Annotated in this window: 23 protein-coding genes and 1 pseudogene; 11 read left to right on the top strand and 13 right to left on the bottom strand. The window is 61.5% G+C overall.

Going from position 1 to position 22,335, the window contains the following annotated elements; genetic code table 11:
• Window positions 1-175: 175 nt before the first annotated feature.
• The 7 genes from QA649_RS37220 to QA649_RS37190 form a co-directional block, all read right to left on the bottom strand.
• Window positions 176-538: a response regulator gene (locus tag QA649_RS37220; RefSeq protein ID WP_283021498.1), complete on the bottom strand. Its 363-nt coding sequence runs from the start codon at window positions 536-538 to the stop codon at window positions 176-178.
• A gap of 9 nt (window positions 539-547) precedes the next feature.
• A complete protein-coding gene (locus QA649_RS37215) occupies window positions 548-943 on the bottom strand; it encodes a response regulator (protein ID WP_283026186.1) in 396 nt (131 codons plus the stop codon).
• Between the two features lie 391 nt (window positions 944-1,334).
• Entirely contained in the window at window positions 1,335-2,954 is a 1,620-nt protein-coding gene (locus QA649_RS37210; RefSeq protein ID WP_283021497.1) for a peptidoglycan-binding protein, read from the bottom strand.
• Between the two features lie 217 nt (window positions 2,955-3,171).
• Window positions 3,172-4,167 (bottom strand): L,D-transpeptidase family protein, encoded by a 996-nt coding sequence (locus QA649_RS37205; RefSeq protein WP_283026185.1) that lies wholly within the window; start codon window positions 4,165-4,167, stop codon window positions 3,172-3,174.
• A gap of 11 nt (window positions 4,168-4,178) precedes the next feature.
• Window positions 4,179-5,246, bottom strand: a complete 1,068-nt coding sequence (locus QA649_RS37200; protein ID WP_283021496.1) for a glycosyltransferase family 4 protein — start codon at window positions 5,244-5,246, stop codon at window positions 4,179-4,181.
• Between the two features lie 443 nt (window positions 5,247-5,689).
• Window positions 5,690-6,097, bottom strand: coding sequence for a hypothetical protein (locus QA649_RS37195; protein ID WP_283021495.1), 408 nt, complete (start codon window positions 6,095-6,097; stop codon window positions 5,690-5,692).
• Window positions 6,098-6,112: 15 nt separating this feature from the next.
• Complete coding sequence (locus QA649_RS37190; RefSeq protein WP_283021494.1) at window positions 6,113-6,313, bottom strand: hypothetical protein; 201 nt, start codon at window positions 6,311-6,313, stop codon at window positions 6,113-6,115.
• 280 nt (window positions 6,314-6,593) lie between these two features.
• On the opposite strand from QA649_RS37190, the gene QA649_RS37185 reads away from it, so the two are divergent.
• Window positions 6,594-7,022, top strand: coding sequence for a hypothetical protein (locus QA649_RS37185; RefSeq protein WP_283021493.1), 429 nt, complete (start codon window positions 6,594-6,596; stop codon window positions 7,020-7,022).
• Window positions 7,023-7,101: 79 nt separating this feature from the next.
• Here QA649_RS37185 and QA649_RS37180 read toward each other — a convergent pair whose 3' ends face one another.
• The 4 genes from QA649_RS37180 to QA649_RS37165 form a co-directional block, all read right to left on the bottom strand.
• The gene (locus QA649_RS37180) at window positions 7,102-7,524 is read right to left on the bottom strand and encodes a hypothetical protein (RefSeq protein WP_283021492.1); all 423 of its coding nucleotides are present in this window, start codon (window positions 7,522-7,524) and stop codon (window positions 7,102-7,104) included.
• 87 nt (window positions 7,525-7,611) lie between these two features.
• Window positions 7,612-7,950 carry a DUF1236 domain-containing protein gene (locus tag QA649_RS37175; RefSeq protein WP_283021491.1) on the bottom strand — a complete coding sequence of 113 codons (339 nt, stop codon included), beginning with the start codon at window positions 7,948-7,950 and terminating at the stop codon, window positions 7,612-7,614.
• A gap of 187 nt (window positions 7,951-8,137) precedes the next feature.
• On the bottom strand, window positions 8,138-10,252 hold the full coding sequence (mdoH, locus tag QA649_RS37170) for a glucans biosynthesis glucosyltransferase MdoH (protein WP_283021490.1): 2,115 nt from the start codon (window positions 10,250-10,252) through the stop codon (window positions 8,138-8,140).
• Window positions 10,240-11,745, bottom strand: a complete 1,506-nt coding sequence (locus QA649_RS37165; RefSeq protein ID WP_283021489.1) for a glucan biosynthesis protein G — start codon at window positions 11,743-11,745, stop codon at window positions 10,240-10,242. The genes mdoH and QA649_RS37165 overlap by 13 nt, the downstream gene beginning before the upstream one ends.
• 281 nt (window positions 11,746-12,026) lie before the next feature.
• On the opposite strand from QA649_RS37165, the gene QA649_RS37160 reads away from it, so the two are divergent.
• Window positions 12,027-12,236 (top strand): hypothetical protein, encoded by a 210-nt coding sequence (locus tag QA649_RS37160; protein WP_283021488.1) that lies wholly within the window; start codon window positions 12,027-12,029, stop codon window positions 12,234-12,236.
• A 156-nt stretch (window positions 12,237-12,392) separates the two neighbouring features.
• Here the strand turns inward: QA649_RS37160 and QA649_RS37155 are convergent, their stop codons facing one another.
• A complete protein-coding gene (locus tag QA649_RS37155) occupies window positions 12,393-12,848 on the bottom strand; it encodes a low affinity iron permease family protein (RefSeq protein ID WP_283021487.1) in 456 nt (151 codons plus the stop codon).
• A gap of 135 nt (window positions 12,849-12,983) precedes the next feature.
• Here QA649_RS37155 and QA649_RS37150 point away from each other — a divergent pair, with 135 nt between their 5' ends.
• The 3 genes from QA649_RS37150 to QA649_RS37140 all read left to right on the top strand — a co-directional run bounded on the left by QA649_RS37150 (window position 12,984) and on the right by QA649_RS37140 (window position 15,916).
• Window positions 12,984-14,813 (top strand): glycoside hydrolase family 15 protein, encoded by a 1,830-nt coding sequence (locus QA649_RS37150; RefSeq protein WP_283021486.1) that lies wholly within the window; start codon window positions 12,984-12,986, stop codon window positions 14,811-14,813.
• Between the two features lie 10 nt (window positions 14,814-14,823).
• Window positions 14,824-15,696: an SDR family oxidoreductase gene (locus QA649_RS37145; RefSeq protein WP_283021485.1), complete on the top strand. Its 873-nt coding sequence runs from the start codon at window positions 14,824-14,826 to the stop codon at window positions 15,694-15,696.
• A gap of 79 nt (window positions 15,697-15,775) precedes the next feature.
• The gene (locus tag QA649_RS37140; protein WP_283021484.1) at window positions 15,776-15,916 is read left to right on the top strand and encodes a hypothetical protein; all 141 of its coding nucleotides are present in this window, start codon (window positions 15,776-15,778) and stop codon (window positions 15,914-15,916) included.
• Between the two features lie 237 nt (window positions 15,917-16,153).
• On the opposite strand, the gene QA649_RS37135 is transcribed toward QA649_RS37140, so the two are convergent.
• Window positions 16,154-16,402 (bottom strand): helix-turn-helix domain-containing protein, encoded by a 249-nt coding sequence (locus tag QA649_RS37135; protein ID WP_283021483.1) that lies wholly within the window; start codon window positions 16,400-16,402, stop codon window positions 16,154-16,156.
• Between the two features lie 377 nt (window positions 16,403-16,779).
• Here QA649_RS37135 and QA649_RS37130 point away from each other — a divergent pair, with 377 nt between their 5' ends.
• From QA649_RS37130 to QA649_RS37105, 6 genes and pseudogenes are all read left to right on the top strand, one after another.
• On the top strand, window positions 16,780-17,847 hold the full coding sequence (locus tag QA649_RS37130) for a hypothetical protein (protein ID WP_283021482.1): 1,068 nt from the start codon (window positions 16,780-16,782) through the stop codon (window positions 17,845-17,847).
• 472 nt (window positions 17,848-18,319) lie between these two features.
• The gene (locus QA649_RS37125; protein ID WP_283021481.1) at window positions 18,320-18,706 is read left to right on the top strand and encodes a hypothetical protein; all 387 of its coding nucleotides are present in this window, start codon (window positions 18,320-18,322) and stop codon (window positions 18,704-18,706) included.
• Window position 18,707: 1 nt separating this feature from the next.
• The gene (locus QA649_RS37120) at window positions 18,708-19,583 is read left to right on the top strand and encodes a hypothetical protein (RefSeq protein ID WP_283021480.1); all 876 of its coding nucleotides are present in this window, start codon (window positions 18,708-18,710) and stop codon (window positions 19,581-19,583) included.
• Between the two features lie 308 nt (window positions 19,584-19,891).
• A pseudogene (locus QA649_RS37115) lies at window positions 19,892-20,074 on the top strand (hypothetical protein); the annotation flags it as partial.
• Between the two features lie 872 nt (window positions 20,075-20,946).
• Window positions 20,947-21,567, top strand: coding sequence for a hypothetical protein (locus QA649_RS37110; RefSeq protein WP_283021479.1), 621 nt, complete (start codon window positions 20,947-20,949; stop codon window positions 21,565-21,567).
• Window positions 21,568-21,621: 54 nt separating this feature from the next.
• Window positions 21,622-22,332, top strand: a complete 711-nt coding sequence (locus QA649_RS37105) for a hypothetical protein (RefSeq protein ID WP_283021478.1) — start codon at window positions 21,622-21,624, stop codon at window positions 22,330-22,332.
• Window positions 22,333-22,335 lie beyond the last annotated feature (3 nt).

The following is a 22,335-nucleotide window of genomic DNA, read 5'->3' as shown; positions in this document are numbered from 1 at the left end:
TTACAAAGTGGGCCGCTTGTTTTGCTTGTGGCCCGATGGCGAAGTTCTGATTGGCTCAAATATGGTCTGCTGATCCGGGCAAACCGGAAGTGGCACGGCGCCGTTCAAACCGGCGCTTTTGACCCTTAGCAGACTCACACAGGGCGCTTCACCATTGGGGATAGCGAGCGCTATCTTAGTTGCTTGACGTTTGCGCCAGCGCTTTATCAATAGCGGACCGTAGTTCTGTGACCAAGCAGGGCTTTGTCACAACCTTTATGCCCGTGAATGCATCCGGCACGCCCGACGATCCATAACCGCTGACGAAGAAGAAAGGCTTGCCTCGCTCGGCAACGGCCGAGGCAACAGGTTCTACTGTGTCGCCGCCGACGTTAATGTCCAGGATCGCGAGATCGAACTCGGCTTTACTAGCCAACGCGACGCCGTTCTTGATATCGCCCGCTTCTGCGACGACCGAATGCCCGGCCTCTTCGATCATGTCGACCAACATCAGGCGAATAAGAGCTTCATCTTCGACGAGGAGAACTGAAGCAGGCACTTCGCGACCTCAGGCGGGCCCCGTCTGCTGTGAGCCTGCGTTTAGGAGCTGGGAAACAGCCGCAACCACTTGCGCCGGCGCGAATGGTTTCTGAAGCAGAATGCTGTTTGGTACACCGAGTACGGGCCATTTATCGGCGGCCCCGCCCGTCATGTAAACCACGGGAAAATGCGGATCGATCTCCCTCGCAGCTCTTGCGACGGCCCAACCATCCAGTCGTCCGAGCAAGTTGACGTCAGTGACGAGAGCGCGATAGGGCACAAGGCCGCCCTTCAGAAGCGTGACGGCTTCCTCGCCCGTCTTCACGGTAGCGATTTCGAAACCACCCTCGGTCAGGGCATCATCAACGATAGCTTGGATAGCGTCCTCGTCTTCGATGACCAGGACGATTGGAAGTTCCGCCACCACGCGCCCCTGCTTTGCCTGCTATGTTACAAATGCACACATCGCGTTTCGTTCCAGAGCTGGAACGGCCGGTGGGGCGATGTCGGAGCGACGCCAGGGCAACTCGGCAAGGGGAACCTGGTTCGCAGGCACAGACCGCACTGTGAGGCGGTGTTGCGGCCGGTCAATTCGACCAAGCGCGTTCCATCTTCTCAAGCAGGTCTCTGAGATCATCGACATATTCCTGAACGATTCATCGCCGCTCGCGCTCGCGAGCGGCCGCTCGGGCAGCCTTGTCGCCGCATGAAAGAGCGTCACGACAAGCGTCTTCGGAAGCGGAGCAAACTAGTCCGCAAGCAAATGGAGCCCCGCCTAAGCGGAGCTCCTCGAATTTGTCTGCCGGTACAGGCATTTATTTGCTCGAACCGGCCCCCGACGGCGCTCCGGGCGACGTGCTCTGATTTGCGCTCGGCTGGTTTGCGCTCGGCTGGCTGGATGTGGACGAGCTTCCACCTTGCGAGGGGGACTGCCCTGTCGTGCTCGATTGACTGGGTCTGCCCTGCCCGGTGGTCGACGACGGCTGGTTCTGCGCCTGACCGGAATTCTGGTTGGCCGTCTGACCAGTCGCGTTCTGCTGGTTCGACAGCTGGCCCGTCTGATTCTGAGCGGTGCCGGACCCTGTCTGGCCCTGACCCGCGGGGGGCTGGGTGCCGGTGGAGGTCTGGGTACCGGGCGAATTCTGAGCGCCGGTCGACGAAGACTGCGACTGGATAGTCTGGCTCGCCTGCTGGCTTAGCCGGCCGGAGACGCCAAGCGACGACACGGTGCGCATGTCGATGCTGCCGGTCACGGCGATGCCTTGCTGACGCTGGTAGACAGTGATGGCCTCGCGGGTCTCCGGGCCCCAGATGCCATCGGCTTCGCCATGCAGCAGGCCACGCTCGATCAGCACGCGCTGGATGACGCGGATGTCGTCCGGCGGAAGATCGACCACCGCCATGGTGCTGGCTCCGCTGCTTGCGCCGCCACCATGGCTGGCCCCGGCGAAGCGTGCGCGCGGACCGACAGGGACCACGTCGACGATGCGACGGTCTCGGTCGACGATCACGACCTCGTCCTCCACGACGAAGAAGCTGTCGTCGCGGTAGGCCGGGAAGACGTCGATCAGCGCTGGGTAGGTCGAGACCGAGGCTATGGTAACGCTCGAGGGGACCGAGATGCCGGCGCGAACCTGGAAGTTGATCGAGCTCGCGTTGACATGCGGAACGTTGCCGGCCTGCAAGACCGACTGCTGCAGCGTCGTGCGCTGCTGCGCCGTCACGTTCTTGCCGCTCTGGGTCTGGATCTGACCGTCGGCCGCCGTCCGGGTCTGATCCTGCGTGTTGGTCTGGCCCTGCGCAGCGCTCTGGTTTGTGCCGGTGCTGGAATTGCGGTCCTGAGCGCTCTGGCCCGATCCGCTCTGCTGACCGCCGGCCTTGTTGTCGGCCTTGTTGTCCGCCTTGCCCTTGTCCTGCGTGCGGTCATCCGTCCGCTGCGTATTGTCGCGCTCGGACTTGCTGTGACCGGCCGCCTGGTCCTTGTCCTTTTGACCGTGTTGCTGCGCGCGCTCCTTGCTGCTGTCGCGCTCCTTGCTGGAGTCCTGAGACTGCCGCGCGTTGTCTCGATCGGAGTCGCGCCCCTGACCCGCCGTCTGACCCTTGCTGCTGTCGCGCTGGCCCTCGGCGCGGCCACGTTCTTGCGTGCCCGACTCGTCGCGTTGCGCGCGGTTGGACTCGCTGCCGCGTGCAGAAGAGCCTTCAGCCCTACCGCTCTCGCGGGATTCCGCCCCGCGGCCCTGCGTCGCACCCTCGTTGTGGAAAGCGCCTTCCCTGCTGGCCGCACCTCCGGATTGTCCGGCCGCCGACATTCCCTTTTCGCTCGCTGCACCGCCGGCGCCACCCGCACCGCTCACGCCTTGCGCCGAGGCAAAGCCCACGCCCGCAAGCAGCACCGCCGTCGTGACCAGAAACTTACTCTTCACTCTCTTCATCATCGAAATCTCCTCCTCTATGTTCGATTGCTTTCCGGACGGGCTGACACAAGTCCAAGCCTCCTCGCTTTGCGAGGGTCCGCCACCGGGCAACCGAGCGAGGGTGCAATCGTTCCTTGACCATGCGCCTCCAGCGCGCTTCGGCGGGTCGGCGCTGCCACTGCGCGGAGGTCGAGCACGTGAACCGACGTTTATCTAGATGAATAGCGCCCGCCATACCTCAACGACGGTCGGCGATGAATTCCACAGGCGTGCCTTTCACAACGCTCGCAGCGGCACGCTCGGCATCCCAATTGGTAAGGCGCACGCAACCGTGGGATTCCGCCTTCGAGACCTTTCCAGGCTCCGGCGTGCCATGGATTCCGTATCCTTCGGCCGACAAGCTGATCCATATGGTCCCGACGGGATTGTTGGGGCCGGGCTTGATCGTGAACGGCTTGTCGGAACGCACGCCCTTGAAGTGGTAGTCCGGGTTGTAACGATAGGTCGGATTGCGGCTGACCTCGGTCACCTTGAGCGTACCCGATGGGGAGGGCTTCTCTTCGCTTCCGACGGTCGCCGGATAGAAGCCGATCAGGGCGTTCGACTTGTCGTACAGCTTCACGGTCTGCCGCGTCTTGTCCACTTCGATCCTGTCTGCTTTCGGCGGCTCACCGCTCTCTCCGACGCCAGTATCCACCACGACGATGGATTCGCCAGCGCGATCGAACTTCTTACCGGGGTTGAGTGCTGAGAGTAGCTGCTCGCTCATGTGGAACTTCTCGGCGATGGCCTCTCGAGGACTGGTGTAGCCGAGTTTCGGAATGTCTTTCATGTCCTCCATCTTCGAAGGAAGCTTTTCAAGGAAGGGACCAGCCACGTCCTTCTCGCTGATCGTGTAATCGGAGGTGACTGGCCGCTCGTCGGCCCGTAACGCCTTCCACGCTTCCTCCGTCGGCCGATCGGCACTTGGCAGCTGCTGTGCCTCCGCGTGCGCGCGCAAGGCCTTTCTCGCGTTCTCTCCGAACTTGCCGTCGATCTCGCCCGGCGAAAAGTGCGCCCTATCGAGCAGCACCTGCAGCCGGACGCCCGCGGGCGTCGCTTTGTCCTTGGATAGCGACTTCTTCGATGGCTCGGCCGAATTGATCGCGTCCGGGTTCAATTCGGCGCTCGAGGCCTGACCAGCGGCGAGCACCGCGACCAAAACCAGCGACAAGTTTACCGCCCGAGACCACATATGCTGTCCTTTCATTTGGCCGATGCTCTCTTAACGATAGGGGCCGCGGCTTCCGCGCCGTCGACCAGCTCGCGATACTTGTCTTCGTACTCCCGCGCCATGCGACTAGCCGCGAAACGCTCCTCGAAGCGGGCGCGAATCCTGCTCCGATCCAGCCGGTCGACTTTCTTGACCGCTTCGATCGCCTGCGCCTCGCCGTCGACGATGAAGCCGGTGATCCCGTCCTCGACGACTTCCGGCACCGATCCGGAGCGGTACGCGATCACGGGCGTACCGCATGCCATCGCCTCGATCATGACGAGTCCGAATGGCTCCGGCCAATCGATCGGAAACAGGAGCGCGGCGGCCCCGGCCAGGAAAGGCTCCTTGCGGGCTTCGTCCACTTCGCCGACGAGTTTGATTTGCTCGCCATCGATCTCGGGCTCCAGCCTCTTCTTGAAATACGCCGTCTCCGCCCGGGGTATCTTGGCCGCGATCCGCAGCGGCATCCCGATCGCGCGGGCGATGTGTATCGCATCTTCCGGTCCTTTTTCCGCCGTCAGCCGTCCGAGAAAAGCCAGGTACGAACCGCTCTCGAACGATGCTCGAAACTGGTCCTTGGGAAGCCCATGGTGGATCGTCGCGATCCAGTTCGCGTCAGGAATCGGGCGGCGCTGGTTGGCGGAGATGGAGACGAAGGGGGCCTCCGGAAAATCGCCGATCACATCCGCCAAGCCCGGAAGGTCGAGCCGCCCGTGCATGGTCGTCAGAAAGGGCACGCCGGTCCGCCTCAGGACCGGCAGCGGCAGCCAATCGACATGGGAGTGGATGACGTCGAAGTCGCGCGCGCGCTCGGCGACGGCTTCGATGAGCAGCGCGCAGGCGGCGTTCGGATCGACGCCCCGCCGCCCCAGGCGCAGCGCGCGCGGCCAAACCGCATGGAGCTTACCCTTCGTCCTCGAATCCCCGCTTGCGAACAGGGTGACGTCGTGTCCGAGTTCGACAAGTTCGTCCACCAGCCAGGCGACCACTCGCTCCGTGCCACCATAGAGCTTCGGAGGAACGCTCTCAGCCAATGGTGCAAGCTGGGCTATCCGCATCGTCACGCACCGAACACGATACGCAAGCCGATAACGACGACCGCGGAGATGAGAAACGAAATTCCGAGCAGCGTCCAGCCGGGCCTTGTGCTTCCGATGGCTGCGCGTGCGACGAGCACTTTCATGCACGTCAACATTCGTCTCTGGGAAGCCGGTGCAGGTAAGCTAACCCGAAGGTGGCGAGTTCCTCAGTGTCGCTCTGTCGCTCTTCCCATCTCCGATGCAGGTGGCGCTCCATGAGACAGCGTCGGCCATCATGAGCGTCGACACCGGGGTGCCGTGCCTGATACACCGTCCAGACGGTCTCCGTGGCATTTTTCAAGATGACATCGTCGACCATCTTTTCGCTCCCGGTGACCGATCCCGATCGCTGGCAACTCAAGACTGTCGGCAAAGTTTCCGGTTTTTCCCGGTCATCCGCTTCGTCCGTACAAGGCGCCCGTTCAGCACGCTTTGGCGGGGGCCCGCTCGCGTGCCGCACGACGGCGCTGCAGGCGCTGGCTTCGGCCGGAGCGCCTGGCGGCAAGAGGTGGAGACGCCGCTGGGTCTGAAGCCGGCGGCTCCACGGCGGGCGCAACGCTCTCCGTCCGCATCTCGGCAGGCTTTGCTTCCATCAGTTCGAGCACCGCACGACCCTTCTCGGTGATGCGCCATCCGCCGTTCAGACGCTCGACCAAGCCATGCGAGAAGATATCGAGCTCCGAAACGCGAGCGGCGAGACGCTTGGTCCGATCGGACCAGTCCCGCCCGCTCGTCGCCAGGATCGCCATGTCGCGCTTGAGGTCCGCCATGACGGCGAATCCATCGGGATAGCTCACCAGGATCTTGAGCACGGTGACCTGGAAGTTCACCCCGCCTTGCTCCGCCTATCGCCACATCGTCGGCGCGTCGTGGAGGGCCTCGCGTCCCACTTGCTTCAGCCTCTCCGGCGAGATGTCGCCATTGTTTGCCGCTTCCAGGATCCTTGAAGCCACGTGGGTGCGTGCCTCCGTTTCATGACGGGAGACGTCTTCGCAGACTTCATCGAATACGGCGCGCAAAAGCGCCGTCGTTGTCGGATCGAACATGGGAACCCCCAACAGAAGATTTAGCTTACCGCAGAAGCGATCCGCGGCGAATTCAACAGTGTTAACGCGCGGCCGTGAAGCAGGCGCAGCGAGACAAACTTCTGGAACTTCCGCGACGCAACAGTAACTGAACCCAATCTGGACCTTACTGTTGTGGCCCAAGCTCGATGCTCTTGAGTGAAGCTGCCCCGGCGCCGAGCATCCATTGCCCGCTCGCCGAAACCATTGCCATTTTCTTCCGTTGTCGGCGGGGCGTTCGAACAACGTGAAAGGATGCTGGATGAAGAAGATTGCAATGTCGGCGCTGATGGTCGGCGCCCTCGGTCTGGCCTCGGTCGCCACGACGTCTCCTGCCGAAGCCCACTGGCGAGGCGGCTGGGGTGGGTGGGGACCGGCCATCGCCGGCGGCCTGGTTGCGGGCGCCGTCATTGGCGGTATTGCCTCCTCGGCATATGGCTGGGGACCTGGCTATGGTTACTACGGTGGCCCCCGCTATTATGGGGCCGGCTACTATGGCGGCCCCTATGCCTACGACTACGGATACAACGAGCCCTATCGTTGGGGCGGCGGCTACACCACGACCTACTACACGGCGCCCGTGTCCTACGGTTATCGCTATCGCCGCGTCGTTCGTCCGGCCTACGCCTACTATCGCGGGTCTTATCCGGTCGTTCGCCATCACTGGCATCGGCACCACCGCCACTGGTGAGTGCAGCCGATCCGCATGCAGGAAGGCCGCGCTATCGGAGGCGCGGCCTTTTCCTTGCGGCTAAAGGGCCAGCGTCCCGTCACCACCATCCGCCAGCAAAGGGGTCGGGCCGCTCGAAGGCAAGACGCCTGTCTAATGTCCGTTTCTGCAGCTTTGCCGAGCGCTTCGGATGCGGGCGGGCCGCTGCGGAGGCCCGCATAGGCGCCTCTTTCCTTACCTCGGCCGGCGGCTCTACCGGCATCGCGGCCATGGCCTCTCGCACTTGCTGCCGGGGTTCGTCAGGGAGCGGATCAGTCTGCGCGATGATCGGCACGTCAGTGCGCGGGGTGGTGTCGAAGACGATCCTCTCCGGGAGGCTCCTCGCCGATTTTATCCTGATGGTGGTCCTGTCGGGATCTGCCACGGCCGCGGCTTCGACGGGAGCCGGCAAGTACCGATCCGCAGCGAAGAGCAGCGCCAGCAACAACCCGCCGACGAAGACGAAATAACGGATGATCGGCATGAACGGCCATTCGCAAATGAGAAATCAGATATCGGCGGCGGCCGGATCGGTTTGGCGGGCCGCTACGTTCAGCGACCCGCCAAAAGCTTAGTCGATTTCCTGGACGACCGTGCGGGTCGAGGGATCAACCAGCATCACGCGCTCGCCCGAATAGACATAGCGGAACTTGGTGAGCGAAGGACCCCAGTCGGCCGGCACCACCTCGAGCTCGACTTCGCGCGGCACAGGCTGGCCGACCACGATCTTCTGCTGGACCGGACGAACCTTGTGCTCGGTCACGTAGGTGCGGATCTTGGTGCGGTATTCCGGCTCGATCTGCACGGCGGCCGCGTGACCGGTGCCGGTGGTGGTGACGACCGTCGACTGCGCCATCGCGCCCGTGGAGATCAGCGCGGCCATGGCCGTCGTCAGTAGAAGCTTGTTCATCTTGTTCTCCTCGCCGCCAGATGCGGCATGCGAGAACCCGCGAATGATGGCAAGGTTCCGGAAGGATAGTTGCCACATATTCCCGGACCTCGGAGGCGCGAGCACAGAGGCGCGCACATCGTGCAGGAAATTGTCGATCAAGGATTGGATCGAGCCCGAGCGAGGTCCGCGAAGCGCTCGGTGCCGTTCATCGCTTCTGCAGCACGGTCGAGAGCGTCGAGGCGTCATTCAATATCGAGAAGACCTCGCGGGAAGACAGATGCGCGGCGGCCTCCTCGAAAGTATCGCTGGCATCGACCTTGGCGCGCCCGACCACCAGGTTCGCGTCAACCGTGTCAGGCCGGACGGCGCGAGGAGGCGCCAGCTGAGCGACGTGAAAGGCCAGCAACTCGGAGTCTTCGCGTAGCGCCATCAGAGCGGGTTTGATGCCGACATCCGCCGCCGCGCTCAATTCGTTGGCCCGGCGCAAGACTGACGGCGGCTCCCGGTCTTCAGGGGTGGCAAACAGTTCGCCGGAGGCGGGCTTGGCCGTCAGCGCACCGATAGGCACCGCGAACAGCAGCCCGACGATAACCGGCGACATCCAGAGCAGAAGCGGTAGCGAAACAGCGTAAGCGCTTGCGGCCATCGCAACGCCGCACAAGGTCGGGACTCCGTATTTCCGATACAGCTCCCGGCGCTCCACCGTACCGTCATCGCGCCTTTGCGTCTGCCAGCCGGCATCGCGGCCGGCCAGAATCTCGACGACCGCGATCGACTGAAAAATCATCATCACGGGCGCCATCAGCGCGGATACGACAACCTCGGCTAGAACCCCAGCCGAGGTCCGCAACGCGCCGCTGAATTGGCGCCTCACCGAGCCCCGCGTCCAAATGAGGGCCAGACTGAGCAGCTTCGGCAGCAGCAGCAATCCCATCGTGGCGACGAACACCCAAATGGCGAGCACTGGATCCTGGGCCGGCCATGTCGGAAAGAGGGAGAAACCCTTGGGAAAATACTCCGGGCGCACGAACCGAGCCTGCAGCGAGATCAGCATCCCCAGCAGCAGGAAGAGCAGCCAAAGCGGCGCGGTCAAATAGGCTCCTACGCCCACCATGAAATGCAGGCGCGACACCCAGTGGAGACCGCGAGCGGGCACCACGGCGAGATGCTGAAGATTGCCCTGGCACCACCGCCGATCGCGCGCCGCGAAATCGAGCAGCGAGGGCGGCACTTCTTCGTAGCTTCCGCCGAGGGTCGGCAGCATGTAGATGCCCCAACCGGCCCGCCGCATCAGCGCGGCCTCAACGAAATCATGGCTGAGGATGTGCCCTCCGAACGGCTTGCGCCCCCGAAGCTGCGGCAGCGCCGCCGCTTCCGCGAACGCCTTCACCCGGATGATCGCATTGTGGCCCCAGTAATTGCCTTCCGAGCCGTGCCACCAGGCGACGCCGGCGGCGATCATCGGCCCGTACAGCCGGCCCGCGAACTGCTGGACGCGGCTAAACAGACTTCGGGCATTGACGACCATGGGGAGGGTTTGGACGAGCCCCGCGGTCGGATTGGTCTCGATGGCATGGACCAACCGGACGATGGTCTGTCCGCTCATGAGGCTGTCGGCGTCGAGCACGATCATGAAGTCGTAGACGGCGCCGAACCGGGTGATCCACTCGGAAATGTTGCCGGCCTTGCGCGCCGTGTTGTCGGCGCGGTGACGATAGTACAGCCGCGACGTCCCGACAGCCTGTCGCAGCGCGAGCAACGCTTTCTCCTCGGCGACCCAGATGTCCGGATCGGTGCTGTCGCTCAGAACATACCAGTCGAACAGCTCCCCGTGAGAGGTCGCCTCCAAGGATTCGATGATCGCATGGAGCCGCGCCGTCAATCGGTGCGGGTCTTCGTTGTAGGTAGGAAGCAGCATGGCGGTGCGGCTTGCGATCGAAGGTAGCTCCGCATCTACCGCGTCCGGACGACGGGTCAACAGCACGAAGAAGCCGACGAGCGCGGACGCGAACGAGAAAGCCACCCAGGCGAGCAGAACGAGGAACAGCACCAGCACCATTGCTTCGAGGACGGTGACGCCGCCGACCTCCAGCACGCGATACATCTCAAACCCGCCAGCCCCCGTGAGTGCCGCGGTCGCGAGCAGAATGAGGCCGCGTCGCCAGGCCATCGCGGGGCCCACTGCCGCAGGAACGCGGTCGGGGACCCGGCTTTTTGCGAGGTCGCCAGGAGCCATCGGAAGCGGGGACTCGCCGGGCAACAGCCGCTGCTTCGTAATATCGCCGGCGACCGGGCGGGGCGCCGTGTTCAAGGTGCCCATCGGTAGACCCAGACTTCCGACAAGGGCTTGTCGCCCTCGGTCAGAAACGCCCGCAGCTCGATCGGCTCTCCCTTCACCTGGCACTGGAAGCTCAGCCGCCAGCCACCGGTGTAGGGATTGGGCTGCGTGACGATGTTCTTCAGCTCTGACTTCTCCGCTGTCACCACGCCTTTGACGCCGGCCGGATCGATGCCCTTCAGGTTCTCGCCGACAAGATCGAGGACGAAGAGGCGGGCGTCCTCGCCCCGCGCCCCTATCCCGCTCCGCGTGAAGCGGGCCAGCGAATGCGGCTTCGGACTATCCGGCCCCCAATGCAGCCGATAGGTGTAGTTGTGTTCGCCCTTGGCCTGCAGCGGGTTCTTCGGCCGCCAGAACGCGGCGATGTTGTCGTGAACCTCCTCTTTGGTCGGGATCTCGAACAGCGTGACGCCGCCCTCGCCCCAATCGCCGATCGGCTCCACCCAGAGGCTGGGGCGCTTTTCGAAGCTGGACTCGATGTCCTGATAGGCGAAGAAGTTTCGCTCCCGCTGCATGAGGCCGAAGCCGCGCGGATTGAGATCTTGGAAAGTGCTGATCTGGAGGTCGCGGGGATTGCTGAGCGGCCGCCACAGACTTTCGCCCTTGCCGTTGAAGATCGCGAGACCGTCGGAATCGTGGACGGAGGGCCGGAAGTCGTCGATATCGTTGCGGTCGTTCGGACCATAGAAGAACATGCTGGTCATCGGCGCGAGACCGGCGCGCGGCAATTCGAGCCGCGGATAGACCGACATTTCGACGTCGAATACCGTCGTCTCCCCGGGCCGGACGGTGAAGCGGTAGCTCGCCGCGCAGCTTTTGCTGTCGAGCAGTGCATGGATGACCATCGAAGTCGCACCCGGCGCCGGCCGCTCGAGCCAGAAGGCCTTGAAGAGCGGAAATTCCTCGCCCTTGGCCTCGCCCGTATCGATTGAGAGCCCCCGTGCGGATAGCCCGTATGTCTGCCCCTTGGCCACGGCTCGGAAATAGCTCGCGCCCAGGAAGACGCAGACCTCGTCGTAATAGTCGGCGCGATTCAAGGGCGCGTGGATGCGGAAGCCGGCGAACCCGAGGTCAGCGTCCTCGAACGCCGGAACCTTCTCGCCGAAGGAAAAGTCTGCCTTGCGGTACTTGATCTCGGCGACCTTTCCGTCCGCGACCTCGAAGATGTTCACCCTGTTCTTGTAGAAAAAGCCGCGATGGAAGAACTGCGCTTCGAACGGGAGATTCTTGCCGCGCCAGAGGGCACGTTCAGGCAAAAAGCGGATCGATCGGTACTGATCGTAGTCGAGATCCTTCAACCCGCCGGGCAGCTTCTCGTCGGGCGCCTCGAACGGCTTGCTTGCGATCGCACGGGCCAGATCCCTAACCGTCGATGGGCCGAAGGCGTCGTCCGACGCAGCGGCGAAGCCGCTGCGCGAAGCGAACAGCAACGCCGGCAACAAAGCCGACCCTCGAACAAGTTGGCGTCGGTTCACGTGCACTCCTACTCGCTACTGCTGCTGCCGCGGCCAAGCAACGACCACCATGCCCGTGAGTTCCACGGCCTGCCCGTCACCGTCCTATCGAAAGATAGGACTCGTCTCTCGAGTTCCGGAGGTACGTACTTCCAGCATCATCGGCCGAGGCTTTGCCCGTAGGCGTCGGTGGCTGAGAGACCGATTGCGCTCCCGCCTGCACCACGTGGAGCACAACCAGGCCGATTACGCGCTCGTTCGCAGACATCCCCATTCCGCCCGAAAAGCAGAACGTTCTGGAGTTGGCCTTCAGGGCCGCTCTCCGAAAACTCGAACTCGTCGATCGCGACGATCCCTTTTGCGCCATCGTTGCAAGGAAGATGCTCGAACTTCATCAGCGCGGAGTGACCGATGCGGTCGCGCTCTCCGAGCTGACCATTCGAGAAATCGGTATGCAGCAGTTCAACTCAGCGTCGGCGCGCGACGCAAATGCCCGGCTAGAACGCCGCTAACACCCATCGGAGCGTAGCTTTCGTCGCCGCATCGCGCAGGTGATCGGCCAAGGGCACACCTATGTTTCGAGAGCCACGTCCTTCTATCCTGACGACCTACCTGTACGATGTTGCGGGGGGGCCCGAACGCCCTGCGCGGTATGGGGGCCGCAGCGATCAACCAGCCGCCTGCTCGGCGGCGCGGCGGGCCCGTCGTCCGGTCGTCTTCACACGCTCGTTCGCCGTCTTTTCCGCTTTGGCGCGCGATTCGCATTTCTTCCGCAGGTCTTCGATCTCTTCGTCCGTGAGATGCTCGATGCCGACAAGCGAGTTTCGCGCCGCCCCGACGCGGATCAATTCGTCGAGCTTGACCTGCATGGCGGCGCTGTCGCGGTTCTGGGAATTCTGAATGAGGAAGACCATCAGGAAGGTGACGATGGTGGTGCCGGTGTTGATGACCAGCTGCCACGTGTCCGAGTAGCCGAACAACGGACCGGTCACTGCCCAGATGACCACCACCAGGGCCGCGAGCACGAAGGTCGACGCGCGCCCCGCAGCCTGCGAGATGCGGGTAGCAAACTCGCCGAAGAAGTGGGCGGTGCCGCCTTGCTTTTTCTTCCGTCTGTCGATCATGAGACCTCCGACGACGTCAGAACGGGCGAAGGCGTTCGCGGGTTCCCACAGGTCTTGAGGCACCAGCCGAAAGTATGAGCGTTTGTGCCGGGATCTCCCGGAACTGGAGGGCAAACCTTCCGGTTGGCACCGAGCATGCCTCGAATCGAAGACTACGCCCTGATCGGCGACTGTGAGACTGCGGCTCTGGTCGGGCGCGACGGCTCGATCGATTGGCTCTGCGTCCCCCGCTTCGATTCGGACAGCTGCTTCGCGAAGCTGCTCGGCGATGAGCGGAACGGATACTGGAAGGTTTGCCCCGAGGCTCGTTGGACCAGCGAGCGACGCTACCGCCCGGGCACCTTGGTCCTCGAGACGATCTTTACGACCGACCAAGGTCGCGTCCGCCTCATCGATCTCATGCCACCTAAGACGGATCTGTCGAAGATCGTCAGAATCGTCGAAGGTTTGGGGGGCGAGGTCGAGATGCGCAGCGAACTCGTCGCGCGCTTCGACTACGGGACCAGCGTACCTTGGGTCAGCCGCCTCGAGGACGGCGCGGTCAGCATGGTCGCGGGCGCGTCGATGCTGATGCTCAGGACCGGGGTGCCCATGCGCGGCGAAGCCATGAAGACCGTGGGCTCCTTCTCGGTCGCGCGCGGCGAAACCGTAGCTTTCGTCCTCTCCCATCAGATTTCCTACCAGGATCCCGCCGCCCCCGAAGATCCCGCTGCGCTACTGCAACAGGCGCAGGATTTCTGGCGCGATTGGTCCAGCCGCTGCAAGACGGCAGGGCCATATTCGGAGGCGGTCCAGCGATCCCTGATAACCCTCAAGGCGCTGACCTTCGGACCCAGCGGCGGCATCGTCGCCGCGGCCACGACCTCGCTGCCCGAGCAGATCGGAGGCCCCAGAAACTGGGACTACCGCTTCTGCTGGGTTCGTGACGCCACGTTGACGCTTCTGGCCCTGATGGGCGCGGGATTCTTCGGCGAGGCGCGCGCATGGCGGGATTGGCTCGTCCGGGCCGTCGCTGGAAGTCCGCAGCAACTCCAGATCATGTACGCGGTGACCGGCGAACGCAGGCTGACCGAGCGGGAAGTCCCGTGGCTTTCCGGATATGAGAACTCGAAGCCCGTCCGGGTCGGAAACGCTGCGCACACGCAGCTTCAACTCGACGTCTACGGCGAGTTGATGGACGCCCTCTACCAGGCCCGCCGCGGCGGGCTGCGCGAGAACAAGCGCGCCTGGGCGGTCCAGTGCGCGCTGCTCGACCATCTCAAGAGCATCTGGAGCCAGCCGGACGAGGGCATATGGGAGGTCCGGGGCGGCGCGAAGCACTTCACGTATTCGAAGATCATGGCGTGGGTCGCCTACGATCGGGCTATCAAGTCGGCTGCCGAATTCGGCCTGAAGGGCCCGGTCGAGGAGTGGGAAGCGCAGCGTGCCGCGATCCACGACGAGGTGTGCCGGCAGGGTTACGACAAAGAGCGCAAAACCTTCGTCCAGGTCTACGGCGAGCCGCAGCTCGACGCGAGCTTGTTGCTGATCCCGGCTGTCGGCTTTCTGCCACCAGAGGATCCTCGCGTGATTTCGACGATCCAAGCGATCGAACGCGAATTGCTCCAGGACGGTTTCGTCCGCCGCTACGATACGGGTGCGACAAAGGATGGTCTTCCGCCGGGGGAGGGGATGTTTCTGGCCTGCAGCTTCTGGCTGGCCGACGCCTACCATTTGATCGGCCGCGACGCCCACGCCAAGGCATTGTTCGAGAGGCTTCTCGCGCTTCGCAACGATGTCGGCCTGCTATCGGAAGAATACGACATTTCGCGCCGGCGCCTGGTCGGAAACTTCCCGCAAGCCTTTTCTCACATCGCGCTCGTCAACACCGCCCACAATCTCACCCACCGCGAAAAGCCTTCGGAGCACCGCGGCAGCAAGAAGGCGCTTCCCAGCAAGGGAGAGGAAGCCGCGGGCTCCGACTAGGAGGTCCACCATGGCAGTGAATTCAACCGACCCGGCCGCTCCAGCAAGTCCTGGCGAGCGCTCGCGACCGCCGGTCCGCTTTCCCGTGACACTGGAGGGGCAGCCTGCGCTGGTGACCGGCGCCAACTCAGGCATCGGCCGCGCCGTCGCGCTGGGATTGGCCGCATCCGGGGCGGACGTCGTCGTCAACTACGTCGTGGATCCCGGATCGGCCGAAGAGGTCGCGCACGAAATCGAAGCGCGGGGCAGGAAAGCGATCGCGATCGAGGCGGATGTCAGCAACGAGGATGACGTCCGCTTGATGTTCGCCCGCGCCATCGATCATTTCGGCACGCTGCACGTCGTGGTGAACAACGCCGGCCTGCAGCGCGACGCCCCCTTCCACGAAATAACCCTCGATCAGTGGAACAAGGTGATCGGCGTCAATCTGACCGGTCAGTTCCTCTGTGCGCGCGAGGCCGTGCGCGAATTCAAGAGACGCGGCATCGTCGGCGGAATCTCGGCCGCCGCCGGCAAGCTCGTCTGCATGAGTTCGGTCCATCAGGAGATACCGTGGGCGGGACACGCGAACTACGCGGCGTCGAAAGGCGGCGTCATGCAGATGATGAGGAGCATCGCGCAGGAAGTCGCCCCGCTCGGCATCCGTGTCAACGGCATCGCACCCGGCGCCATCAGGACGCCCATCAATCAGGCCGCTTGGGAGACGAGGGAGGCGTACAAAAGCCTAATGACGCTGGTGCCTTACAAGCGCATCGGAGAGCCGGACGACATCGCGCAGGCGGTCGCCTGGCTCGTCTCCGACGCCGCCGACTACGTCACCGGCGCCACGCTGTTCATCGACGGAGGCATGACCCTATTCCCCGGATTCGCAAGCGGAGGATAAGCCGCAGGGTCATGAACCGCCGGGCGCATCGCTCACGCACCAACTGGAGGATCTGACTTTGGCAAACGGCGCACGCGCAATGGCTGCAGGCAAGATCGCGCGCAAGATGGCGCGCGCTTTGGCATCGGTCCTGAAGCGCCGCTCGGTGGCGAAGAAGGCAAGTAAGACGCGGGAGAAGAGCGCAAGCCAGGTCTCGCCACCACCGGGACGCGAAATTTAGCTGAGGCTCCGATGCCCATCTGGTTGACCGCCGGCCTTTGGGGGTTGCTTGGTGCCTCATCGCTGCTCCTGGGAGCAGCTGTCGCATTCGTCCTCAGAATGCCTCGTTACGTTATCTCCCTAGCCGCGCGTCAGATACTCGCACGTGCGGCCTTCCGTGGAGCTTCAGCGGTGCCATCCCGAGACGGGCGACCAAGTGCATCAGGACCCGTTCACCAGCGCCAGATGTTAGAGAGGCTCACACTTCTCGATTACGCCTTAGCGCGCGTCTGCCAATTGCCAGGGCCACGCCAATATCAGCTTTCCGGTACAGCAGATAACGCCCGCGTTTGGTGCGCGGCGGCAATAATCCTTCGGCTTGCATTCGGCGAAGCGTACGCAGGGAAATACTGTAAGCCTGCGCAATTTCCGTAATGGAAATCCAAGGCGAATTCTGAGCGGCGTCCTTGGCTCGCTTCACTTCATCGGACTGTTCAAAGTCATTCATGACGCACCTGGCAGCTCTTGAACTCCGCCCAGACTGATATTGACCGCTTAACTAGTTCAATCAGTTTTCGGAGAAGTGGCGCGCAACCACATCCGCAGTTCTTGCCGAGAGACCTTTTTGTCTTCGAGGACAGGCGCCGAGACAACAATTGCCGAAGCGACGAGGCGGTTTGCAGGCAAAAAACGCGGTATTCAGACGGGGTCTAAAAGCAGATCAGCGTGTCTCTACCCTCGCACTTCCCGATTTGTCACACTCTGTGTCCCCGGTGTGTCTCGGAGCTTTCGTGTCCGGATCGAGACAATTCCTCTTTACTAGGTGAGCTATAGGGCCACAATAAAACTGGGTCAGTTGTCACCGCCCCCTGCAAGGAGGCGAAGATGAATGGACCACTGATCCTGAGCCAAGCGCGCACCCGGTTAGCTGAACTGATCGAAGCGTCGAACCCGGCAATTCCTGACCCACTGGCTGTGTCGCCATGGGTCGCCATGTCGGCGCTTCAAAAGGCCGTGCGCCGTGGCGAACATGCACTAGCCCAACGCGCAGCGGCGACATTGCTCCGGGTTGCACCGGAAAAGCTCTGGCGACGATTGGGAGCAATCGCCTTCGAGGATGTGGGGGTCGCCAGTTTCGATACTGTGTTCAACGTGACCTGCGCGCTCGGTGGAAAGCGCCTGCGCGGCCAATGGGGAGGAGAGTGGCGGACGGCAGACACGCTTGTCCAGCTGCTCTCGGAGGCACCGAAGTGCCGCGCGGCCGATGATGTGCTGATCGCTGCTGAGCGACACCCAAGGTATCGTCGCGCTCGACACGCACTTGCGGCTAAATCGGTGGACGAGCTAATTCGTATCGCGACGGGTAGGGCGGAATGGCCGGTTCGGGCGATCGCGGCGTGGTTCGCGGTCGGCACTGATCGACGTCCTTCGCCATATATGGAGAAGCGGCGCGGTGATCCGGCCGCCCTCTTCGATGCTTTGCGAGAATTGGGCTATCCGCACACGGTCGCCGCGATTTCCTGGGAAGGCTTCCGGAGGATCGGCGAAGTGCTTTGCCCATTCGTCGCCCTGCTTGCCGCTGAGGCCGCTACGATCCGTGGACAACTACAATCAGATGACCTGCCACCCGAGAGCAGCATTCGAGGCGTCCCGGGTTGGGCCTACGACATCTATTGTCGTGAGGGTCGCCAAGCCCTTCAATGTTTTCTGCGGACGGATGCTCCTGCTGCAACATGGGTTCGCCAGCACGTCCCTCGTGAACGATGGGTGGCGTTTCTTGGCGATGTTCTTTTTCGGATCGAGGGTGGGCTAGTCAAAAACCGTCTTTCCTGGCCGACAGGATGTCTCCTCCGGAAGCTGGCGGATGAGGAGTGCTACGGCCCACCAGAGATTTTCGCGTTAATGCGGCTTGACCTGCCGAGGCTTAACCAGGAGCGCGCAAATGTTTGCTGATCTCGCGGGCTCAAGTGAGCAACTGGGCAACTGCTCGAATTCTGCACTTCGTCTAACTCGTGATAATCCCCCTTTATCGGAGGTTACACCGACCCTTTTTGATCGTTTTGAAGGTCGAATGCAATTAGTTGCACTTGCAACTAAGACGTCTACAGGGACGCGGTTTTTTATCGAAAGCAGCGTGTCGGCCAATAGTCGGCGTGCGTACGAAAGCGACCTCCGGGAATTTCAACGGGGTGGCGGTACCATACCTGCTTCCCCGGAAACCCTGGCAGAATATCTTGCACGCAACGCAGCAAGGCTGAGTGTGGCGACCTTGGTGAGACGACTAGCCTCGATCTCGAAGGCCCACCAGGTGCACGGGGTACCCAACCCAGCCCAGTCCCCACTCGTCAGGGCGACTTTGCGAGGCATCAAGCGGACGAGGGGCTACGCCCAACATCAGGCCAAGCCCCTGCTACGGGAGGAGCTAATGCGGTTGCTGGACGCGACTGGGGGCAAGCGCAAGGACCATCGGGATCGCGCTCTCCTCCTGACGGGTTTTGCCGGTGCACTCCGCAGGTCCGAGCTGGTCGGATTGAACGTCGGTGACGTCGAGAACGTCCGCCAGGGCATCATCCTGCACCTGCAACGGTCGAAAACCGATCAGGAGGCCCAAGGTCAGAAAATCGGAATTCCGTTCGCCCGTGGGCGCTGGTGTCCGGTCGCCGCCTTGGAAGCCTGGCTGGCGATCTCAGGGATTTGCGAGGGCCCGATCTTCCGTCCCATAGACCGGCATGGCCATGTTCATGATTGGCGGCTGTCCTGTGATAAGAGACCTATTATTGCGCTTACAACACGAATTGCGATGAGATTTTGAAATGCGGGTATTACTCGGCTTGTTGTCTTTGCTCTGGGCTACTTCCGTCCTGGCCAATGAGGTGGACTGCCTACTTGACGTTCAAGGGACACGGTACCTGGATGGCGTCTGTAACGGCGAGTTTCACCAAGGCGGGAGCTTTACTCTCGGCTTTGGTGGCGGCAGCCCATACTTTATTTCAGTCAAGCGCAACCCGAACGGCACGGCAACGGCCAACTGGAATGGAACGCCCGGGCGAAGTAGTGCCGACTACCCACTCGGCACGTTGACCCGGTCGGGCCCTTGCTGGGTTGGAGAGCAGGCGAGAGCTTGCGCCTGGAAAATCGGCGAGGAGCGTTGGTTTGTAGATCAATCGTCGCGCAGCCCACCAGAATTGCCAGCGGCGACGCAGCAGCCCAACGAGAAGCCTACCAGCACGCAGATTGGGGCCTGGACCGTCTCAAAAAACTTGCGCGACGATGCCAGCGGAGCGACCATAGCGGCTGCGGTGCTTACAAACCTTGAAGGATATAGGGTCGCGCTGTTTCGCGGTATCAAAGACCGCCCTATTCAAATTGGATTGTCGCTTCCCCGAGGATCATTCGAGCAGACCGTCAAAGCGGGTCGCGTAGCGGCGTACAAATTGGACGACAAAGATGTAGAATTTCTAGATACAACGGGCATCCGCGGAAGCGTGACACGTACATTGACGACAGGACAGGCAGTAACGTCTGTAATATTTTCTGGAGAGGGTCCAATTCCAGCTACGGGGATGCTGAGGGAAATCCTGACTGCTCGTCGCATGGTGGTGCGCTTCTATACTGACCATAACTCTTATCTGGAGACTGCCTTCGACTTGGCCGACGTAGACCGCGCAGTCCAAGCTGCACTCTTCTAATCGCGGACGCGCCGGGCAAGATTACCGCAGCGGCTGATGAATATGGACGTTGGCGCGCCTTGGCGGCGAAAACCCGTTGTTCAGGCGGCCAAATTGGTGGGAAATTTTGCAGGCATTCTTCTTGGAGTGAATTTCGCTTACGGGAGCAAATCGCGATGAAATGTCAGCGAGCGATGGGAGAAGTAATCAGTACGGCCGCTCGTCCAGCAGTATGGGTGCTGCTCGTAGCCATTTCGTCTGGCCCAGCAGTAGCCGAAACAGGTAACGAGGGCCCCGCCGCGCTGGCTGCTTCCGCTTCCGTCAACAATGCCGTTTTTCCCTCAGCAGTTGATCCGAGATACGCGCAGGAAACTCCGGCCAAGGCACGCATGCACACTTGCGTGGATCAGTACAACGCGAACAAGACAAACAACGCGAACGGCGGATTGAAGTGGATCGAACGGGGCGGCGGCTATTACAGTCAATGCAATAAGCTGCTGGGGGGAGTTTCACCTAGTCCTGCTCCCGTGCAAATGGGTGGCGGGAGATCGCTAGACGGCGAAGAACCCGACGAGCGTTACACTGCTAAAGCCAGAGGGGCATTCTATAAAGTGGGAGACGACCCTGCGAACCAAGGCAAAGCAGATGACGAAAACCATTTTCCATGTGTTTATCGCAATAACGAAAAACTCTTATGTCCCAATACTGAGAGGATTGCGTTCGAGAAGCAATATAGGACCAAGGACTTCGATTTTCTTGTAATTTCTACGAGCTTCTCTGGAACAGGAAGCCGCTGGTGGGACTGGAAGCTCATCGTTGAAGACGGAAAACAGGCCCTCATCAAGCCTCTCGCCGAAGATTGTCTCGCCTGCGACATCCGTGTCGCGAAATTGAACTTCCAATCAAATGAGATCGTGTTCATTCATCGCCAAGCGAAGCAGCTGCAAACTGTGACCTTCCGCGCTGGTCAATTCACGTTGCGCAAAAGTAAGCTCGATCCTCAAGAGCCATTGGACGAAGACATATGTGGCGACCTTTTAGGTAGATACGAGGAATGCAGAAGCGCGGAACGAAATACGTCGGAATGCAGCATGGCTCAGGCCAACTCCGGTCATTTTAGTCTGTTGCGAATAGAGGATCGGTACGCCGGGATTTCATACGACGGCATGCAACAGATGTGCAGAGCCGCCTGCTCAGGCGGCGAGGCCATGGATAACAAGGCTTTCATGAAGAAGGTCTGTCGGCGGTGACGTATCGCGGAGGACATTTGCCGCGCAACTGCTCTAACATCGCGGCTTCGATAGCTCGGGGGGCGGCAGTGGCAGAAATAGGAATGGGCTATGGCAGCGAGTGTCATCTCTTGCGTTACCTCGGGCGGCATCGAATGTTGCTGGAAAAGCGCATCCTTGAGACTACCGGGGCAGAAGTAGCTTCCTGGCTCGATTACCCTTTCGATCGAAGCAGGACATGGCTGGACGGTGAACTGAAGGGACTGGAGTTTCTTCCTCCAGGGGACCCCATCCACGATGTCTGGAAAGAGGTGTGGCCGCAGCGAGGAAATCCGCCAAATTGGGATGCCGTCGCTCAGATCAAAGCAAATGGGCTGACCGAGTGGCTCTTGGTGGAAGCGAAGGCCAACACCCAAGAGCTTCGATCCTCCTGTCAGGCCAGCCCTTCCGGTGGGCTTCCTCTAATTAGGGCCACCTTGTCCAGAACAAAGGTCGCGCTCGGCGTGGCTGCCGACCGCGATTGGCTTAACGGCTACTATCAATATTGCAACCGTCTCGCTGTTCTTGAATTTCTAAATCGGCATAACGTACCGGCGCGATTGTTGTTCGTTTACTTTACCGGTGACAAGGGAGACGCGGCGCGCATATGCCCCGCCGACGCCGCGGCTTGGCATTCTGAATTATTGAGACAGAATGTGCACGTCGGGCTTGCCGCGAACCATCCTTTGGCGGACAGAATTCATCGTCTGTTTCTCAGCGTGTCAGGCGAGAGCTGATCTAGATCAGATGAAATCGTGTATTTCAGGCATGCTTATCGTTCCGGAGGACACTTGAACGCACTTCTCTGTCGAGTTGGCGCTGACACTAGCCCAGGTGGCGGCGGTTGGAATGGTCCTGTTAATGGTGTTACCCGCAAGTTCGTCTATGTGCCCATTCCAGAAAGCCGCTCTGTTCATCCCGGGTTGGAGCGACCGTATGCCTCACTAAACGCATCGCTCTCAGCGTTTGGCGTTGAACTGCCGGGTCATCTAAGATTGCAGCAGATGCACCTGGATCCCGATTTCGATCACTTGACCTATGGCGATGTCGGGGAAAGAGCCAAGCAGCTCAAAGCAAATCTTAGTCGAGGGGACGTGCTCGTCTTCTATGCTGGTCTGCGGGATACCTTGCAGCCAGGTCCCCTTGTATATGCCATTATCGGAGTTTTTGTAGTTGACGAGTTCGCGCTGGCCATCAACATCTCGCCCGAGGCTCGGCACCAAAACGCGCATTCTCGTCGAGTTATCGACCCTAACAATCTGGACCTCATCGTTCGAGGACGACCACTCGTATCAGGTAGGTTGGATCGATGCTTACCAGTCGGAGAATTTAAGGATCGAGCTTACCGGGTGCGATCTGATCTAATCGAAGCCTGGGGCGGCCTGTCAGTAAAAGATGGATATCTTCAGCGCAGTGCTCGTTTGCCGCGATTTTTGAAACCCGAACGCTTTTGCAACTGGCTGAAGGAACAGCACACGGTTCTCGTTCAAGCAAACAATTGATCG

This window comes from Bradyrhizobium sp. CB1717, assembly GCF_029714325.1.
GTDB lineage: Bacteria > Pseudomonadota > Alphaproteobacteria > Rhizobiales > Xanthobacteraceae > Bradyrhizobium.
Note: the sequence above shows the minus strand (reverse complement) of the source record. Positions and strands in the feature narration are given on the sequence as shown.

Bases quoted from the DNA above. Each gene is read 5' to 3' on its own strand.
- QA649_RS37210 (WP_283021497.1), bottom strand. From the start codon at position 2,954: ATGATGAAGAGAGTGAAGAGTAAGTTTCTGGTCACGACGGCGGTGCTG.
- QA649_RS37205 (WP_283026185.1), bottom strand. From the start codon at position 4,167: ATGTGGTCTCGGGCGGTAAACTTGTCGCTGGTTTTGGTCGCGGTGCTC.
- QA649_RS37200 (WP_283021496.1), bottom strand. From the start codon at position 5,246: ATGCGGATAGCCCAGCTTGCACCATTGGCTGAGAGCGTTCCTCCGAAG.
- QA649_RS37190 (WP_283021494.1), bottom strand. From the start codon at position 6,313: ATGTTCGATCCGACAACGACGGCGCTTTTGCGCGCCGTATTCGATGAA.
- QA649_RS37185 (WP_283021493.1), top strand. From the start codon at position 6,594: ATGAAGAAGATTGCAATGTCGGCGCTGATGGTCGGCGCCCTCGGTCTG.
- QA649_RS37180 (WP_283021492.1), bottom strand. From the start codon at position 7,524: ATGCCGATCATCCGTTATTTCGTCTTCGTCGGCGGGTTGTTGCTGGCG.
- QA649_RS37175 (WP_283021491.1), bottom strand. From the start codon at position 7,950: ATGAACAAGCTTCTACTGACGACGGCCATGGCCGCGCTGATCTCCACG.
- mdoH (WP_283021490.1), bottom strand. From the start codon at position 10,252: ATGGGCACCTTGAACACGGCGCCCCGCCCGGTCGCCGGCGATATTACG.
- QA649_RS37155 (WP_283021487.1), bottom strand. From the start codon at position 12,848: ATGATCGACAGACGGAAGAAAAAGCAAGGCGGCACCGCCCACTTCTTC.
- QA649_RS37150 (WP_283021486.1), top strand. From the start codon at position 12,984: ATGCCTCGAATCGAAGACTACGCCCTGATCGGCGACTGTGAGACTGCG.
- QA649_RS37145 (WP_283021485.1), top strand. From the start codon at position 14,824: ATGGCAGTGAATTCAACCGACCCGGCCGCTCCAGCAAGTCCTGGCGAG.
- QA649_RS37140 (WP_283021484.1), top strand. From the start codon at position 15,776: ATGGCTGCAGGCAAGATCGCGCGCAAGATGGCGCGCGCTTTGGCATCG.
- QA649_RS37135 (WP_283021483.1), bottom strand. From the start codon at position 16,402: ATGAATGACTTTGAACAGTCCGATGAAGTGAAGCGAGCCAAGGACGCC.
- QA649_RS37130 (WP_283021482.1), top strand. From the start codon at position 16,780: ATGAATGGACCACTGATCCTGAGCCAAGCGCGCACCCGGTTAGCTGAA.
- QA649_RS37125 (WP_283021481.1), top strand. From the start codon at position 18,320: ATGCGGTTGCTGGACGCGACTGGGGGCAAGCGCAAGGACCATCGGGAT.
- QA649_RS37120 (WP_283021480.1), top strand. From the start codon at position 18,708: ATGCGGGTATTACTCGGCTTGTTGTCTTTGCTCTGGGCTACTTCCGTC.
- QA649_RS37110 (WP_283021479.1), top strand. From the start codon at position 20,947: ATGTTGCTGGAAAAGCGCATCCTTGAGACTACCGGGGCAGAAGTAGCT.